At 67.5% G+C, this 15,098-nt stretch carries 15 protein-coding genes and 1 pseudogene; 7 read left to right on the top strand and 9 right to left on the bottom strand.

Annotated elements, in window-relative coordinates:
* Positions 1-17 precede the first annotated feature (17 nt).
* Positions 18-1,331, bottom strand: coding sequence for an MFS transporter (locus E0W60_RS27140; RefSeq protein ID WP_135706114.1), 1,314 nt, complete (start codon positions 1,329-1,331; stop codon positions 18-20).
* Between the two features lie 373 nt (positions 1,332-1,704).
* Between E0W60_RS27140 and E0W60_RS27135 the strand changes: the two genes are divergently transcribed.
* The 3 genes from E0W60_RS27135 (at position 1,705) to E0W60_RS27125 (ending at position 4,023) form a co-directional block, all read left to right on the top strand.
* Positions 1,705-2,655 carry a LysR family transcriptional regulator gene (locus tag E0W60_RS27135; RefSeq protein WP_133097789.1) on the top strand — a complete coding sequence of 317 codons (951 nt, stop codon included), beginning with the start codon at positions 1,705-1,707 and terminating at the stop codon, positions 2,653-2,655.
* A 63-nt stretch (positions 2,656-2,718) separates the two neighbouring features.
* Positions 2,719-3,639: a LysR family transcriptional regulator gene (locus E0W60_RS27130; protein ID WP_133097788.1), complete on the top strand. Its 921-nt coding sequence runs from the start codon at positions 2,719-2,721 to the stop codon at positions 3,637-3,639.
* Positions 3,640-3,654: 15 nt separating this feature from the next.
* On the top strand, positions 3,655-4,023 hold the full coding sequence (locus E0W60_RS27125) for a DUF2784 domain-containing protein (protein ID WP_133097787.1): 369 nt from the start codon (positions 3,655-3,657) through the stop codon (positions 4,021-4,023).
* 10 nt (positions 4,024-4,033) lie between these two features.
* Here E0W60_RS27125 and E0W60_RS27120 read toward each other — a convergent pair whose 3' ends face one another.
* From E0W60_RS27120 to E0W60_RS27100, 5 genes are all read right to left on the bottom strand, one after another.
* On the bottom strand, positions 4,034-4,867 hold the full coding sequence (locus E0W60_RS27120; protein ID WP_135706113.1) for a crotonase/enoyl-CoA hydratase family protein: 834 nt from the start codon (positions 4,865-4,867) through the stop codon (positions 4,034-4,036).
* 64 nt (positions 4,868-4,931) lie between these two features.
* Positions 4,932-5,717 carry an enoyl-CoA hydratase-related protein gene (locus E0W60_RS27115; protein WP_135706112.1) on the bottom strand — a complete coding sequence of 262 codons (786 nt, stop codon included), beginning with the start codon at positions 5,715-5,717 and terminating at the stop codon, positions 4,932-4,934.
* A gap of 53 nt (positions 5,718-5,770) precedes the next feature.
* The gene (locus tag E0W60_RS27110; RefSeq protein WP_135706111.1) at positions 5,771-6,574 is read right to left on the bottom strand and encodes an SDR family oxidoreductase; all 804 of its coding nucleotides are present in this window, start codon (positions 6,572-6,574) and stop codon (positions 5,771-5,773) included.
* Between the two features lie 602 nt (positions 6,575-7,176).
* Positions 7,177-7,869 (bottom strand): GntR family transcriptional regulator, encoded by a 693-nt coding sequence (locus tag E0W60_RS27105; protein ID WP_133097783.1) that lies wholly within the window; start codon positions 7,867-7,869, stop codon positions 7,177-7,179.
* Between the two features lie 47 nt (positions 7,870-7,916).
* A complete protein-coding gene (locus tag E0W60_RS27100) occupies positions 7,917-9,323 on the bottom strand; it encodes a C4-dicarboxylate transporter DctA (RefSeq protein ID WP_133097782.1) in 1,407 nt (468 codons plus the stop codon).
* A gap of 394 nt (positions 9,324-9,717) precedes the next feature.
* Between E0W60_RS27100 and E0W60_RS27095 the strand changes: the two genes are divergently transcribed.
* The 4 genes and pseudogenes from E0W60_RS27095 (at position 9,718) to arsC (ending at position 13,066) form a co-directional block, all read left to right on the top strand.
* On the top strand, positions 9,718-10,983 hold the full coding sequence (locus tag E0W60_RS27095; protein ID WP_133097781.1) for an allantoate amidohydrolase: 1,266 nt from the start codon (positions 9,718-9,720) through the stop codon (positions 10,981-10,983).
* Positions 10,984-11,036: 53 nt separating this feature from the next.
* Positions 11,037-12,305 (top strand): M20/M25/M40 family metallo-hydrolase, encoded by a 1,269-nt coding sequence (locus E0W60_RS27090; RefSeq protein WP_135706110.1) that lies wholly within the window; start codon positions 11,037-11,039, stop codon positions 12,303-12,305.
* A gap of 160 nt (positions 12,306-12,465) precedes the next feature.
* A pseudogene (locus E0W60_RS37620) lies at positions 12,466-12,552 on the top strand (GNAT family N-acetyltransferase); the annotation flags it as partial.
* A gap of 154 nt (positions 12,553-12,706) precedes the next feature.
* A complete protein-coding gene (arsC, locus tag E0W60_RS27075; RefSeq protein ID WP_133097779.1) occupies positions 12,707-13,066 on the top strand; it encodes an arsenate reductase (glutaredoxin) in 360 nt (119 codons plus the stop codon).
* 82 nt (positions 13,067-13,148) lie between these two features.
* Here arsC and E0W60_RS27070 read toward each other — a convergent pair whose 3' ends face one another.
* The 3 genes from E0W60_RS27070 to E0W60_RS27060 all read right to left on the bottom strand — a co-directional run bounded on the left by E0W60_RS27070 (position 13,149) and on the right by E0W60_RS27060 (position 14,900).
* Positions 13,149-13,382: a hypothetical protein gene (locus E0W60_RS27070; RefSeq protein WP_133097778.1), complete on the bottom strand. Its 234-nt coding sequence runs from the start codon at positions 13,380-13,382 to the stop codon at positions 13,149-13,151.
* 206 nt (positions 13,383-13,588) lie between these two features.
* Positions 13,589-14,245: an exonuclease gene (locus E0W60_RS27065; RefSeq protein WP_135706109.1), complete on the bottom strand. Its 657-nt coding sequence runs from the start codon at positions 14,243-14,245 to the stop codon at positions 13,589-13,591.
* A 4-nt stretch (positions 14,246-14,249) separates the two neighbouring features.
* On the bottom strand, positions 14,250-14,900 hold the full coding sequence (locus E0W60_RS27060; RefSeq protein WP_135706108.1) for an MBL fold metallo-hydrolase: 651 nt from the start codon (positions 14,898-14,900) through the stop codon (positions 14,250-14,252).
* Between the last annotated feature and the right edge of the window lie 198 nt (positions 14,901-15,098).

Raw genomic sequence — 15,098 nt, 5'->3', positions numbered from 1 at the left:
GGTTCAGTGGGCGCGGATCAGTGGGCGCGGATTTCGCGGATGCGCAGCACGGCGAGCAGCGTGATCACGCCGCAGACCAGCATGTAGAGGGCCGGCGACATCGGGTTGCCGGTGCGGGCCAGCATCCACGTGACGATGAATTGCGACGAGCCGCCGAACACCGTCACGCCCACGCTGTAGATCACCGACAGGCCGCTGGCGCGCACGCCGGCGGGCAGCATCTCCAGCATCATCAGGAACATCGGCGTGGTGCCCAGGTTGACCAGCGCCGTCAGCAGCGCCGACACGCACAGCACCAGCGGCACGCTCGGGTAGGCATTGATCAGCCAGAACGCCGGGTACACCGCCAGCATGCTGAGCACCAGCGATGCCACCACCAGCGGCTTGCGCGCGACCAGGCGGTCAGCGAGGCGGCCGGCGAACAGTGACACCACCGTCAGCGTCAGCCCGGTGACACAGCCCGACAGAAACGAGAGCGACGCCGGCATATGCAGCACGCGGATCATGTAGGTCGGCATGAAGAACACCACCAGGTACATCGTCGCGGTGCCGGCCGTGGTCGCCAGGATGCCCTTGAGCACGGTGGCCCAGTGGTTGCGGAACAGCTCGCCGAGCGGGCTCGGCGCGTGGTCGTCGGCCTGGTGGGTTTCGTCGAGGTGCGCGCGGATATACAGCCCCACCGGCGCGATCAGCAGACCGACCAGGAAGGGCAGGCGCCAGCCCCAGCTCTCCAGCGACGCGGCCGGCAGCACGGCGTACAGCGCGGCGCCGGTCAGCGCGCCCAGCAGCGCCGAGATGCCCTGGCTGCCGAGCTGCCAGCTGACGCGCCAGCCGCGGCCCTTGACCCCGCCTGCCTCCATCAGCATCGCGGTCGAGGCACCGATCTCGCCGCCGAGCGAAAAGCCCTGCAGCAGGCGGCCCGCCACGATCATCAGCGAGCCGGCGATGCCGGCCGACGCATACGGCGGCGCCAGCGCGATGCACAGCGTGCCCAGCACCATCAGGCCGATGGTCAGCGTCATCGCAGCCTTGCGGCCGCGCCGGTCGGCGTAGCTGCCGATCAACACGCCACCGAGCGGGCGCATCACGAAGCCGATGCCGAAGGTGGCGACCGCCAGCAGCAGCGAGCCGTAAGGACTGTCGGAGGGGAAGAACAGCTTGCCGATCAGCAGCGAGAAGAAGCTGTAGACGGTGAAATCGAACATCTCCAGCGCGTTGCCCAGCGAGCACGCCGCGATCAGGCGGAACTGGCTCTGGTTGCGAGGCGTGCTGACGGTGGCGGCGGGGGCGGCCGCGACGCTGGCAGGCGTCGCGAGGGTGGCGTCGTTCATGCAAGTTCTCCACGAACTGGTGGGGGGCTGCACGCACGGCGGACCGGTGTTGTCAGGGCCCGGTGAGCTGGAGCGGCTCGCGCGGCAGTCAGGTTGGCAACCTGTGGCGCTGAGTATTCAGGCAAACGGCCCGGGACAAAAAATCATATATTTTCATCCTGATAACCAGATCGAATCACCGTCATAACCGGTGTCGTCCCGATATCGGGAAAACTACTGAAGGGCGCCGGCAAAGCCTTGGCCGATGCGGCGAAGGGACGGAAGTGCTGCCCGCGACGCGCATCGGCGCCGCGCCCGCGGATGGGGCGTGTTGCCCCGCGCCGGGGCATGGCGCACGGCAATGCACGGCACCCTGGAACAGGAAACGAAATCGATGAAGCTGCACCAACTGCGGGTCCTGCTGGCCGTGGCCGAGCACGGCAGCATCCATGAAGCGGCGCGCGCGCTGCATATCTCGCAGCCGGCGCTGTCCAAGGCCATCGCCGAGCTGGAACGCGAGCTCGGCGTGACGCTGCTGTCGCGCTCGGTGCGCGGCGTCAGTCTGACCGCCTACGGGCTGGCGCTGGTCAAGCGCGCCAGCGTGGTCGAGCAGGAGCTGCGGCATGCGCTGGAAGACATCGAATCGATCCGCGGCCATGCCGAGGCGGAGCTGAACATCGGCTTTACCGCGGTGGCGTCGAGCGGCCCGCTGCCCGCGGCCATCGCGGCGTTCCGGCAGCGCTTTCCCAACGTGGCGCTGCGCGGCTTCGAGCTGCGCCCGCAGCAGATCCAGGAAGGCCTGCGCGAAGGGCGGCTCGACCTGGGCCTGATCTCCACCAACAGCGGCCCCGGCTCGGCCTCGCTGCAATGGGAGCCGCTGTTCTCGGTCGGCATGAAGCTGGCGGTGCGCGCCGGGCACCCGCTGCGCCGCACGCGCCGGCTGCGGCCACTGCTGGACGCCGACTGGCTGGTGCTCGACCCGGTCGACGATGCCGGCAGCCCGCTCGCCAGCCTGATGCGGCTGCACCGGATGGAAATGCCGCGCCGGGTGGTGCAGAGCGCATCGAACCTGCTCGGCCTGCAGCTGGCCACGCGCACCGACCTGGTCAGCATGTGGTCGGACTTTGTCTTCCACGGCACCGGCGGCCCGCTGCAGCTGGCCCGCGACCAGCTGGTGCCGCTGCCGATCCAGGACGAGCTGCCGGATTTCCGCGTTTTCCTGGTCTATCGCTCGGTCGACCTGATGACGCACGCCTGCGCGGAATTCAGCCGCGAAGTGCGGCATTGTGCCCGCGAGCGCCGCGATGCGCCGCCCGCCATGCGCCGGGCCCGATCCGCTTCATAAGCGCCGCCGGGATGCCACGGCGGCGCCGATGCCGCACAATGGCGCCCGGGAGACTGATATCCGATGGACAAACTCAAGCAAATCGAAGCCTTTATCGCCGTGGTGGAGCACGGCAGCATGGCCGCCGCGGCGCTGACGCAGAACGTCACGCCGGTGATGATCGGCCGGCGCATCAACGCGCTGGAGGCGCGTATCGGCGTCAAGCTGCTGCACCGCTCCACGCGCCGCATCGCCGTGACCGAGCAGGGGGCGGTGTTCATGGAGCAATGCAAGAAGGCGCTCGCCGACCTGGACCGCGCCGAGATGCTGATCGCCGAAGGCAAGCACAAGGCCACCGGCCACCTGATCGTGTCGGCGCCGGCCGCGTTCGGCCGCAAGCACGTGGCGCCGCACGCGCCGGCCTTCCTGGCCGCCAACCCGGAAGTGCAGATCTCGTTCAACCTGACCGACCGCGTGGTCGACCTGGTGCGCGAGGGCTATGACGTCGGTATCCGCATCGGCGGCGCGATCGACCCCAACTTCGTCGCGATCAAGCTGGCGCAGAACAAGCGCGTGGTATGCGGCACGCCGGCGTACTTTGCCAAGTACGGCGTGCCGCAGACGCTGGACGACCTCGAGCACCACAACTGCCTGGCGTTCAACCTGCAGGGCGGCCAGCAGCGCGGCTGGTACTTCAGCCAGAACGGCAAGACCGTGACGGTGCGCGTCAACGGCAACCTCGACTGCAACGACGGCGAGCTGCTGCACCGCTGGACCGGCGAAGGGCTCGGGCTGGGCTGGCGCTCGACCTGGGAGATCCTGCCGCAGCTAGAGAGCGGCGAGCTGATCACCGTGCTCGACGAATACGCGCTGCCCGACTACGACATCCTCGCGGTGTACCCGCAGCAGCGCCCGGTGCCGGCCAAGATCCGTTTCTTTATCGAGCACCTGAAAGCCCAGTTCGCGCGCCCCGGTTACTGGATGGCCGGCGGCAACGGCGACTGAGCGCAACGGGACGAGATGCCAATATCAGCCTGGCTGGCGGATCTCGTCGTCATCGTGCACGGGCTGTTTATCGTGTTCGTGGTGGCTGGCGGCCTGCTGGTGCTGCGCTGGCCGCGGCTGGCGTGGGTCCACCTGCCCGCCGCGGCGTGGGGCGTGCTGATCGAGTGGTCCGGGTGGATCTGCCCGCTGACGCCGCTGGAGAATGCGCTGCGCCGTGCCGCGGGGGAGGCGGGCTACAGCGGCGGATTTATCGAGCGCTACCTGTTGCCGCTGATCTATCCGCCGGGCCTGACGCCCGCCGTGCAGCTGTGGCTGGGATTGGTGGTGTTGGTCGTCAACGTGGCGGTCTACGCGGTTTGGTGGCGCCGCCGGCGCCACCACTGAGCTACAGGCTTCAACGCGCCGGGTCAAACCGCGGCACGCGTTTCTCCATGTTGGCCAGCACCGCCTCACGCTGGTTGGGCGAGCCGACCAGCCGGTCCTGCTCGTCCGACTCGGCCTGCAGGATAGCGGCATTGTCGCCGCGCTCGACCACCGCCATCAGCCGCTTGGCCGCGCGGATCGCATCCGGGTTCTTCTGCGCCACCTGGCGCGCCGCTTCCAGCGCCGCGGCGCGCGGGTCGTCGGCAACGTAGGTGGCGAGCCCCAGCTCGCACGCTTCGATGCCATTGAGCACGCGCGCGCTGTAGACCAGCTCGCGCAGCACGTCGGGCCGAACCAGACCGCGCGTCAGCACCATGCCGGCCATGTCGGGCACGAGGCCCCACTTCATCTCCATCACCGACAACTTCGTGTCGGGCGCGACGTAGCGCACATCGGCACCCAGCGCCACCTGCAGGCCGCCGCCGAACGCCACGCCGTGCACCGCCGCGAACACCGGCACCGGCAGCTCGCGCCACACCATGCAGGCATATTGCGGGCGATTGGAAATGCCGTTGGTGCGCTTGCCGAGCCGCCCGCCGCCGATGCTGTCGCTTTCGCTGCCGCCATCGCCGGACAGCATGCCGGCCATGCGGCCCATGTCCAGGCCCGCACAGAACGCGCGGCCTTCGCCCGACAGCACCACGGCGCGCAAGTCCTGTGTGCGCGCCAGCTGCTCGCCGGTCTCGATCAGCGCATCGAACATCTGCTGGTCGAGCGCGTTCATCTTGTCGGGACGGTTCAGGCGGACGTCGGCGACGCCGCCTTCGATGGTGACGATGATCCGTTCATTGCTGCTGGCGCTCATGCGCGGGCTCCTTGAGTTGATGTGCCGGGTGTGCCGGTTGTGCTGCAGGCGGCGAGAACGCTGCTCAGCGCCCCTTGAACTGCGGCTTGCGCTTCTCGACAAAGGCGGCGACGCCTTCCTTGCAGTCTTCGCTGCGGCTGGCACGCGACTGCAGCGTGGCCTCGACTTCCAGCTGCGCGGCCAGGTCATTGCCGAAGCTCTGGTTCAGGGCTTCCTTGATCATGCCGTAGGCCAGCGTCGGCATGCTGGCCAGGTGGCGCGCGAGCTTGCCGGCTTCGTCCTGCAGCGCGGCATCGTCATGGACCTTCCACACCAGGCCGATGCGTTGCGCTTCCTCGGCGTCGATCTTCTCGGCCAGGATGGCCAGCGCGCGGGCGCGCATCTCGCCGGCATAGCGCGGCAGGAAGTAGGTGCTGCCGGCATCGGGAATCAGGCCGATCTTGGAGAACGCCTGCAGGAAGCTGGCCGAGCGGCCCGCCAGCACCACGTCGCCGGCCAGCGCCAGGCTCATGCCCGCGCCGGCGGCCACGCCGTTGACCGCGGTAATGACCGGCTTGGGCATCTGGCGCAGCGCCAGGATGATCGGGTGATAGCGCTCGCGCAGCATCTGGCCGGAATCCTGCAGGCCATTGCCGCCGGCCTGGCGCGCGGCCAGGTCGGCGCCGGCGCAGAAGCCGCGGCCGGCGCCGGTGATCAGCACGGCGCGCACTTCGGCATCGGCCGCGGCGCGTTCCACGCCTTCGCGCAGCTCGCGCATCAGCTCGGCGTTCATCGCGTTGAGCACGTCGGGGCGGTTCAGGGTCAGCGTCGCCACGCCTGCGTCGGTTTGGTAAAGCACGGATGCTGTCATCGTTGGATCTCCATGTATCGTTGTGGTTGCTCTTGTGTTCTCCGGGTCGCGCGTCAGCGCATGGGCTTGAGCGCATCGGCCGACGCGTCGCCCAGCTTGCTGCCGCCGTCGCAGTCAAGGATGGTGCCGGTGACGAAGTGCGCGTTGTCGCTGCTCAGGTACATGGCGGCGTCGGCGATATCGTCCTTGGTGCCGTAGTCGCGCAGCGCCAGGCGGGCCTTGTAGCGCGCCTCCACCTCGGGCGTCGGCGCCAGCCGCGCCATGCCTTCGGTATCGGCGATCGGGCCCGGCGAGATGCCGTTGACGCGCACGCCGGCCGGCCCCCATTCCATTGCCAGGCACTTGATCAGCATATTGATCCCGGCCTTCGCCGCGCAGGCATGGGCCTGGAACATCATGGCGTTGACGCCTTGCGGCGCCGTGATGGCGATCAGCGATGCGCCGGGCTTGCTCAGGTGGTCGAAGCTGGCGCGGAACACATTGAAGGTGCCGAGCAGGTCGATGTCGACCACGGTCTTGAACGCATTGGCCGACATGCCGACCACCGGCGCGAGGAAATTGCCGGCGGCGCCGGAGATCACCACGTCGATCGGGCCGAGTTCCTGGCGCGTGCGCGCCAGTGCCGCTTCCACCGCCGCGTAGTCGCGCACGTCGGCCGCCATGCCGATCGCGGTGCTGCCCGCGGCGGCGATGCCATCGGCCGCGGCCTGGATGCGGTCTTCGGTGCGGCTGATCAGCGCCAGCTTCGCGCCGGCGCGGGCGAAGCCGTGCGCGATGCCGAGGTTGATGCCGGAAGAGGCGCCGGCGATGAATACGGTCTTGCCGGAGAAGGCGTCTGCGCGAAAGGCACTGGGCATGGGTAGTCCTCTTGATCGATGGTCAGGCAATGCGAGGGATGACCGCGCCCGCCAGAGGCGGGGCGCTCAGGAAACGAAAACCGGGAGAGGGTGCGAACGCAGGCCGGACGGCCGCGCGGGCACGGTGCGATCACGCATGACGGGTCTCCATGACGGTTGTTCTGATGCGCGTCCGCGGCGATGCCGCGGCGCAGGCCTCTGTGTTGGGCCCTCGCGATCCTAACCCGAAGCACGCATTCGGTTATGGCCGCTTTGCGCCGGCGACGTAAAGTGGCCGGCCCGGCAATGTGCGCCAGCCCGCACGGCCTTGCGGCGGCCGGCACATGCGCAAGTGATTGGCCGAAAAGGGAAATTGCCGCGCTGCGGCATTGCTCGCGAGGACCCGCCGGCTAACGATGCTCGGCGCGGCAAAAGCCAGCCCTCAAAAAAAAGAAAGCCCGCACACCGTTGCAGCGTGCGGGCGGCCTTCCGGCGATGATGCGCGAAAGGCAGAGTGCTCATGAAGTGCGCCCCCGCGTCTTCATGGCGAGGACAAGTGTGCCCGGGCGCGGCCCAGGCCGCTTTGACTCACGTCAAGCGCGGGTCAACGGCCAGTCCCTCTCCTACGCCAGCAGCGCCGCGACCAGGTCCTTGCCTCGTGCCACCGGCGCGGTTTCCTCGAAATGCAGCGCGCTTTCGACATGGCTGAGGTGGTCCACCATCAGCGTGACGGCGCGCTCGACATCGCCCGCGCGCGCCGCCTCGATGAATTCGCGATGCTCGTCCGACGAGCACGCCGCGTCGCGGCGGGACTGGTACAGCATGGTGATGACCGCGCTGCGCGCGGACAGCTCGCGCATCATCTCGGTCAGCACGCCATTGCCGACCACCTCGGCCAGCACGATATGGAAATCGCCGAGCAGCCGGGTGCGCACCTGCGCGTCGTTGCCGCCCAGCGACTTGCGCTCGGCGGCGAGGTGCTTGTCGATGCGCTTGTAGTCGGCCGCGGTTGCCCTGGCGACGAACTCGCGCGCCAGCGCCGCTTCCAGGATGCGCCGCACGGCGAAGACCTCGCGCGCTTCTGCCGCGCTGGGCTTGGCCACGAACGCCCCCTTGTCCGGCACGATCTGGATGACCTTGTCCTTGCTCAGCATCAGCAGCGCCGCGCGCACCTTGGTGCGGCTGACGCGGTAGACGCTGGCCAGCGCCTCCTCGCGCAGCTTGGTGCCAGGCGGCAGGCGGTGCGAGACGATCGCCGCGACGATGTCGTCGGCGATCGCTTCAGCGGTCATGTCGGGATCGATATGCTCGGGCATGGCAGCGCACTTGCGCAGGGGCTGCGCGTTGGGGAAATGCCGTGATTCTAGCGCCCCGCGACACTCCCCGGCACGGCGGCGGGCGAACCGGCCACGGCGTTGTCATCCGTCATGGCGGCGAGGCCGGCGTCCAGGTCGGTCGCTTCGATCGTGCCGTTGAGCACGCCACGCGCCCGTTCGCGGTCGATATCCTTCTCCCATGCGGCCACCACCACGGTTGCGACGCAGTTGCCGATCAGGTTGCCGAGCGCGCGCGCGATGCCGATGAACCAGTCCACCGACAGCACCAGCACCAGGCCGATCGCCGGGATTGCCGGATGCGCCGACAGCGTCGCCGCCAGGATCACGATGGCCGAGCCTGGAATGCCGTGCGCGCCCTTGGAGGTGACCAGCGCCACCGCCAGGATACCGAGCAGGTCGCCCATTGCCAGCGGCGTGTTGGTGGCCTGGGCGATGAACACCGCGGCCAGCGTCAGGTAGATCGAGAACGCATCCAGGTTGAACGAATAGCCGGTCGGGATCACCAGGCCCACCACCGACTTCTTGATGCCCATGAACTCCAGCTTCTTCATCACCTGCGGCAGCACGCTGTCGGACGAGGCCGTGCCCAGCACCACCAGCAGCTCGGCACGCAGGTAGCGGATCAGCTTGATCACCGAGAAGCCGCACACGCGCATGATGGTGCCCAGCACCACCAGCACGAACACGATCACCGCACCGTAGAACAGGAACACCAGGAAGCCCAGCTGCTTGAGCGAGCCGATGCCGTACTTGCCCACGGTGAAGGCCACCGCGCCCAGCACGCCCAGCGGCGCCAGCTTGATGATGAAGCCCATCATCTTGAACAGCGTGTGCGAGAAGGTATCGATCAGCTTGACCAGCGGCCGGCCCGGCTCGCCCACCAGCGACAGCGCGCAGCCGAACAGGATCGACACCAGCAGCACCTGCAGCACGTCGCCGTTGGCAAAGGCGCCGAACACGGTATTGGGAATCAGCTTGAGCAGGAAGTCGACCGTGCCCTGGTCCTTGACCTTGGTGGCATTGTCGATAAAGCCGGCAATGGCCGACGCGTCGAGCGAGCGCGGATCCACGTTCATGCCGACGCCGGGCTGGAACACATATGCCAGCAGGATGCCCAGCGCCAGCGCGATGGTGGTGACGATCTCGAAATACACCACTGCCTTGATGCCGACGCGTCCAACCTTCTTCAGCTCGCCGGCGCCGCAGATGCCGGCCACCACCACGCAGAACACGATCGGGCCGATCAGCATCTTGATCAGCTTGATAAAGGCATCGCCGAGCGGCTTGAGCTTGGCGGCGAATTCGGGAAAGGCGAGGCCGAGTGCCGTGCCAATCACCAGGGCGATCAGCACCTGGCCGAACAGCGAGCGGGTAAAGCGGGTGTGCAGGCGTGGGGTGCCCGGGCGGTGCTGCGAGGGAACTGCGTGCTGCATGGTTGTCTCCGTGCCGGGCCGGTCCTGCGCATGTGCGCTGGCTGGCCCATTTCGATCCAGGAATCACCGGCGGCCCCGTGCTGCTCTGACGGCTGGGTGGGCTGCCGGCCTTACGTCTCGGGCAGGGCTCCGGGTCTGGAGCGCGCCACCGCGCGGACAGCCCCCCTGTTGGGGCGGAATCCACGCAATCCGTTGTCCGGACCGGATTGTCCGCAGCGGATTGTCTGAACGTGGAACCGAATATAGTGCATATCATTTTTGTATGCAATTTTTGAATTCACTGTGCTACCATGAATCGCACAGAATAGAGCTTCGGCCATGGGCGTCCCGCCCGCACTGGCGCCCCGCCAGCCACGCCGCCGCGGCTTTCAAGCACTTCCAGCAGGAGACACGCATGGCAGCAAATCCGTCGTCGGCCACGCCGGCAGCCGCAGAGGTAGGCACGCGCATCATGGCCTGGGCCGATGCACTGGCCGTTCACACCGAGCAACCCGGCATGCTCACCCGCACCTACCTGACCGAGGCCCACCACGGCGCCGCCGCCCAGCTGACCGAATGGATGCAGCAGGCCGGCATGACGGTGCGGCGCGATGCCGCCGGCAACGTGATCGGCCGCTACGAGGGCACCACGCCCGGCGCGCCGGCGCTGCTGACCGGCTCCCACTTCGACACCGTGCGCGACGCCGGCCGCTATGACGGCAACCTCGGCGTGATCCTGCCGATCGCCTGCGTGGCCGAGTGGAACCGCCAGGGCAAGCGCTTCCCGTTCGCGCTCGAGGTGGTTGGCTTTGCCGAGGAAGAGGGCGTGCGCTTCAAGGCCACGCTGCTGGGCAGCCGCGCCATCGCCGGCACCTTCGACACCAAGGTGCTGGACAACGTCGACGACAGCGGCAAGACCATGCGCGAAGTGATGCGCGAGGCTGGCTTCGACGCGGCCGGCCTGCCTGCCGCAAAGCATGACCGCAGCAAGGTCGCCGCCTTCATCGAGGTGCATATCGAGCAGGGTCCGGTGCTGCTGAACGAGGGCCTGCCGGTCGGCGTGGTCACCGCGATCTCCGGCGCCACGCGCTTTATCGTCGAGCTGGAAGGCCTGGCCGGCCACGCCGGCACGGTGCCGATGGACATGCGCCGCGATGCCGCCATGGCCGGTGCCGAAATCGGCCTGTTCATCGAGAAGCGCTGCGGCGGCAAGCCGGGCCTGGTCGGCACCGTCGGCCAGTTCAACGTGCCCAATGGCGCCACCAACGTGGTGCCGGGCCATGCGGTGTTCTCCATCGACATTCGCTCGGGCATCGACGCCGAGCGCGAGGCCGCCGTCAACGACGTGCTGGCCGAGATCGAGCGCGTGTGCGCGCGCCGCAATGTACGCGCGCAGGTGCGCAAGACCCACGAGGCGAACAGCGTGCCGTGCGCCCCGTGGCTGCAAGAGCAATGGGCCGCCGCCATCGCCCGCCAGGGCGTGCCGGTGCGCCATCTGCCGTCCGGTGCCGGCCATGACTCCATGGCCATCGCCGCCATCGCCGATGTCGCCATGCTGTTCGTGCGCTGCGGCAACGGCGGCATCAGCCACCATCCCACCGAAACCATGACCGCCGAGGATGCAGCACTGTCCGCGCGCGTGTTCAGCGATTTCGTCGAGCATTTCCGGCTGCAGCAGTAAGCCAGCGCCCGGAAACCCACCCGAACCCTCCTGAGAAGCTACGAGAACAAGTCATGACCGCACGAGACAGTATGAATCCCATCGAAACCACGCTGACGCAGTTCATCGACCAGCACCGCCCGCAGCAGGAAGCCTTCCTGGCCGAGCTGGTCAAGGTGCCTTCGGACAACCCGGCCGGCGATTGCGATGCCCACGGCAAGCGCGCCAAGGAACTGCTGGAGGGCCTGGGCTTCACGGTGGAGGCGCACAAGGTGCCTGACGCGCAGGTGAAGGCCGCCGGCATGATCAGCGCCACCAACCTGATCGTGCGCAAGCAGTTCGGCACGGGCGGCCCGGTCATCGCCATGAACGCCCACGGCGACGTGGTGCCTCCAGGCCTGGGCTGGACCAAGGACCCGTACGGCGGCGAGATTGCCGACAGCGAGCACGGCCCGGTCATGTACGGCCGCGGCGTGGCCGTGTCCAAGTCTGACTTCGCCACCTACACCTACGCCGTGCTGGCGCTGATGGAGGCCGAGAAGCAGGGCGCCAAGATCAACGGCGCGGTCGAGCTGCAGTTCACCTATGACGAGGAAACCGGCGGCGATATCGGTCCCAAGTTCCTGCTCGACAACAACCTGAGCAAGGCCGACTACGCCATCTCTGCCGGTTTCTCGTACGGCATCACCTCGTCGCACAACGGCTGCCTGCACGTCGAAGTGACGGTCAAGGGCAAGCAGGGCCACGCCGCCATGCCGCACACCGGCGTCGACGCAATCGAGGCCGCCACCCATATCCTGCAGGCCATCTACGGCCTGCGCGCCGAACTGGCCACGCGCAAGTCGAAGGTGCCTGGCATCGACACCGCCACGCTGAACGTCGGCCTGATCAAGGGCGGCATCAACACCAACGTGGTGCCGGACCTGGTGACCTTCCGCGTCGACCGCCGCATGATCCCGGAGGAAATCGGCTTCGACGCCGAAGGCGAGATCCGTGCCGTGGTCGAGAAGGCCGCCAGGGACCGCCCGGGCATCGAAGTGAAGGTCGAGCGCATCATCCTGGCCGAGCCGCTGTCGGAACTGCCGGGCGTGGAAAAGCTGATCGGCGCGCTGAAGAGCCGTGCCGAGTCGGTGTTCGGCGTGGAAATCCCGGTGCAGGGCGTGCCGCTCTACACCGACGCCCGCCACTACACCAAGCGCGGCATCCCGACCGTGCTGTACGGTGCCGGCCCGCGTACCCTGATGGAAGCGCGCGGCCATAACTCGGACGAGAACCTGCGCCTGAACGACCTGAACCGCGCGACCAAGGTGGTGGCGCTGGCGTTGTCGGATCTGATGAAGTAAGCGGGGAAGGCATCTCCGCGCCGGTGACAGATCGGCGACAGAAACGCCACGGCTTCGGCCGTGGCGTTTTTTTATAAGCGCTTGCGCCTACTCCGGCAGCGTATTCGCCCCCGTCCCTAACACCCGCTGCATCAATACCGTATCGATCCACTGCCCATGCGACCACCGCTGTGTTGGCGAGGCCCTGGGACAGGCGCTGCTCGCCGAGCTGGTGGCGCGATGCGAAACCGGCCCGTGGCGCCAGATGGATGGACTTAGGGCAACGCGGATGTGTGCCGGGCACTTGTTCCGTTGCACCTGCGCGCGGCCCGATGTGTTGTATATAGTGCCGTTGGATTTGCACCGCATTAGTGCCACCGCCCCGAGGCGGGGCGCACATCAACAAGAAAGGACCACCTGCCATGATCACGATCTACCACAACCCCCGCTGCTCCAAGTCGCGCGAGACGCTTGCCATGGTCGAGGAAGCCGCCGGGCGCCTGGGCGAGCCGGTGGAAATCGTCGAGTACCTGAAGAACCCGCCATCGGTGGCGACGCTGCGCCAGCTCAACACCATGCTGGGCGTGCCGGTGCGCGAGATGATCCGCGACAACGAGGCGCCGTACGCGGAGCTGGGCCTGGCCGACCCGGGCCTGACCGATGCCGAGCTGCTGGCCGCCGTGGCCGATAACCCGATCCTGCTGCAGCGCCCGGTGGTCGTTCGCAACCGCCGCGCCGCGATCGGCCGCCCGCCCGAGAACGTGGCGCCGCTGCTGGCCTGAGGCGGACGCCGGAATAAAACCGGCCCCCACGAAGGGTGGGGGCCGGCCGGTCTGCGAGACAAACAGCTTCAGGCGGGTCGTCTTAATGAACACCCAGCCAGTGCATGGCCTCCTGACCGAAAGCAATGGCCGCGAGCACGACCAGCAGTACCACCAGTGTCACCGTACTGACGTACAGGGTGGCCTTGGCGACTTCGGCGTCTTCATCCGAGGTGTGGTGATGGGTGATGGGCGTTACGCCCTTCGCGTGCGATCCATGCGGCCAGTGAATCCGGCCGGCCAGGTCTCTCAAGTGCAGGTCGGTAGGAAAACGCATGATCGACACCTCCTCGGCAGGCGCCGCGCGGCTCCGGGCACATCGGTCAGGCGGATGATGGCGGGTTGCGCAAGTGCGCCGAATAGTCAGTTGGCTCGTTTCGCCCGGTGCGCCACATCCACTTCTACTATAGGCGGTTGGCGACGGATGCGAGCCTTCGGCCTGCAAGGGGCGTGCCGCGGTTCATGCTGCCCTGCAGCAGCGGATCAGGGCTCTGGATCAGCTTGTGAGGACTCGCTTGCCTCGTTGTCCACAGCCGGCGCCAGGCTTGCCAGTGCCGCTTCCCGTTCGCGCAGCGTTGCCAGCATGTTGCAGAACAGCGCGCCTTGTTCCAGCGCATCGTCCAGCGCCACGTGGGTGTGGGGCAGCGGATCCATCCATTCCGCCGGGAACGCCGCTTTCACGGTCTTGCGATAAGGCCGCCCGGTCAGCGCAAAGCCCAGGGTCTTGATGTCCAGCGCGGCCCAGCCGAACGGCGAGCGCCCGGCAAAGCGCATCATGTACCAGAACATCCAGGTGAAATCGAAGCCGGCCGGGAAGGCCACGAAGACCGGCTTGCCCGGCAGGCTCTCGACCCACTCCACATAGCGCACCATCGCATCTTCCGGGCGCTGCAGGTCGCGCCGGCAGGCGCTCCAGGCCTCAGGCTGGGTTTGCCACCACTGCATCTGCACGGGGTGGCCGGCCGCGCCAGGGAGCGTCTCCAGGTTCGCCGAGAACGTGCCGATCACGGACTTGTCCGCCAGCATGGCCGCGGACGCGAACGACAGCATCGAATGCGGGCCCGGAATCGGGCCGTCGGCCTCGACGTCGGTGCTGACGTAGATTTCCGGCCGGGTGTCTGGCAGCTGTCGCTTGGCCATGGCCTCAGCCCACGTCGATCAGGTGGTCGGCCACGAAGGGGTTGTTGCGGCGCTCCTCGCCGAAGGTCGAAACCGGGCCGTGGCCGGGAACGAAGGTCACATCCTCGCCCAGCGGCCATAGCCGCGTGCGGATCGAGCGGATCAGGTCGGCATGGTTGCCGCGCGGGAAATCGGTGCGGCCGATCGAGCCGGCGAACAGCACGTCGCCCACCACCGCGAGCTTGTTGGCGCGCGAGAAGAACACCACGTGGCCGGGCGTGTGGCCCGGACAGTGGTAGACCTCCAGCGTTTCATTGCCGAACTGCACGGTGTCGCCGTTTTCAAGCCAGCGGTCCGGCTCGAAGCTTTCGGCATGGCCGAAGCCGAAGCGCCGCGTCTGCTCGGGCAGTTGCTCGATCCAGAAGCGTTCATCCTGCTGCGGCCCTTCGATGGGAATGCCGAATTCGCGCGCCAGCGCCGCGGCGCCGGCGCAGTGGTCGACGTGGCCGTGCGTCAGGAAGATCTTCTGCAGCGTGACCCCTTGCTCCCGGACCGCTTCGCGGACGCGTTCGAGGTCGCCGCCCGGGTCGCAGACGGCGGCTGTGCCGGTGCTTTCGTCGATCAGCAGCGAGCAGTTCTGCTGGAAAGGGGTGACCGGGATAAGGAGGACTTTCATCAGTTGATATTTGTGATCGATACGGCATTCGAAATAGGCGCCGCATCCGCCGCGACAGCGTTGGAAAACCGCGCGGCATTCATGCTTTGCATTGTAGCGCCGGGCGATAAATTGTTGCGGCGCATATCCATATGTGATTTTTAAGCCTCTCTGTTACAAATTTCCGGATCGCCCGCAATCCCTTGTCACACCGTCGAT

The sequence above is a fragment of the Cupriavidus oxalaticus genome (assembly GCF_004768545.1).
Lineage (GTDB): Bacteria > Pseudomonadota > Gammaproteobacteria > Burkholderiales > Burkholderiaceae > Cupriavidus > Cupriavidus oxalaticus_A.
The sequence above is the reverse complement of the archived record's forward strand: the minus strand, read 5'-3'. Positions and strand labels throughout refer to the sequence as shown.

What these genes read in the sequence shown, in the direction of transcription:
- E0W60_RS27065 (WP_135706109.1), bottom strand. Translation starts at nt 14,245, where the DNA reads ATGGCCAAGCGACAGCTGCCAGACACCCGGCCGGAAATCTACGTCAGC.
- E0W60_RS27120 (WP_135706113.1), bottom strand. Translation starts at nt 4,867, where the DNA reads ATGAGCGCCAGCAGCAATGAACGGATCATCGTCACCATCGAAGGCGGC.
- E0W60_RS27115 (WP_135706112.1), bottom strand. Translation starts at nt 5,717, where the DNA reads ATGACAGCATCCGTGCTTTACCAAACCGACGCAGGCGTGGCGACGCTG.
- E0W60_RS27105 (WP_133097783.1), bottom strand. Translation starts at nt 7,869, where the DNA reads ATGCCCGAGCATATCGATCCCGACATGACCGCTGAAGCGATCGCCGAC.
- E0W60_RS27140 (WP_135706114.1), bottom strand. Translation starts at nt 1,331, where the DNA reads ATGAACGACGCCACCCTCGCGACGCCTGCCAGCGTCGCGGCCGCCCCC.
- E0W60_RS27125 (WP_133097787.1), top strand. Translation starts at nt 3,655, where the DNA reads ATGCCAATATCAGCCTGGCTGGCGGATCTCGTCGTCATCGTGCACGGG.
- arsC (WP_133097779.1), top strand. Translation starts at nt 12,707, where the DNA reads ATGATCACGATCTACCACAACCCCCGCTGCTCCAAGTCGCGCGAGACG.
- E0W60_RS27070 (WP_133097778.1), bottom strand. Translation starts at nt 13,382, where the DNA reads ATGCGTTTTCCTACCGACCTGCACTTGAGAGACCTGGCCGGCCGGATT.
- E0W60_RS27110 (WP_135706111.1), bottom strand. Translation starts at nt 6,574, where the DNA reads ATGCCCAGTGCCTTTCGCGCAGACGCCTTCTCCGGCAAGACCGTATTC.
- E0W60_RS27060 (WP_135706108.1), bottom strand. Translation starts at nt 14,900, where the DNA reads ATGAAAGTCCTCCTTATCCCGGTCACCCCTTTCCAGCAGAACTGCTCG.
- E0W60_RS27130 (WP_133097788.1), top strand. Translation starts at nt 2,719, where the DNA reads ATGGACAAACTCAAGCAAATCGAAGCCTTTATCGCCGTGGTGGAGCAC.
- E0W60_RS27095 (WP_133097781.1), top strand. Translation starts at nt 9,718, where the DNA reads ATGGCAGCAAATCCGTCGTCGGCCACGCCGGCAGCCGCAGAGGTAGGC.
- E0W60_RS27135 (WP_133097789.1), top strand. Translation starts at nt 1,705, where the DNA reads ATGAAGCTGCACCAACTGCGGGTCCTGCTGGCCGTGGCCGAGCACGGC.
- E0W60_RS27100 (WP_133097782.1), bottom strand. Translation starts at nt 9,323, where the DNA reads ATGCAGCACGCAGTTCCCTCGCAGCACCGCCCGGGCACCCCACGCCTG.
- E0W60_RS27090 (WP_135706110.1), top strand. Translation starts at nt 11,037, where the DNA reads ATGACCGCACGAGACAGTATGAATCCCATCGAAACCACGCTGACGCAG.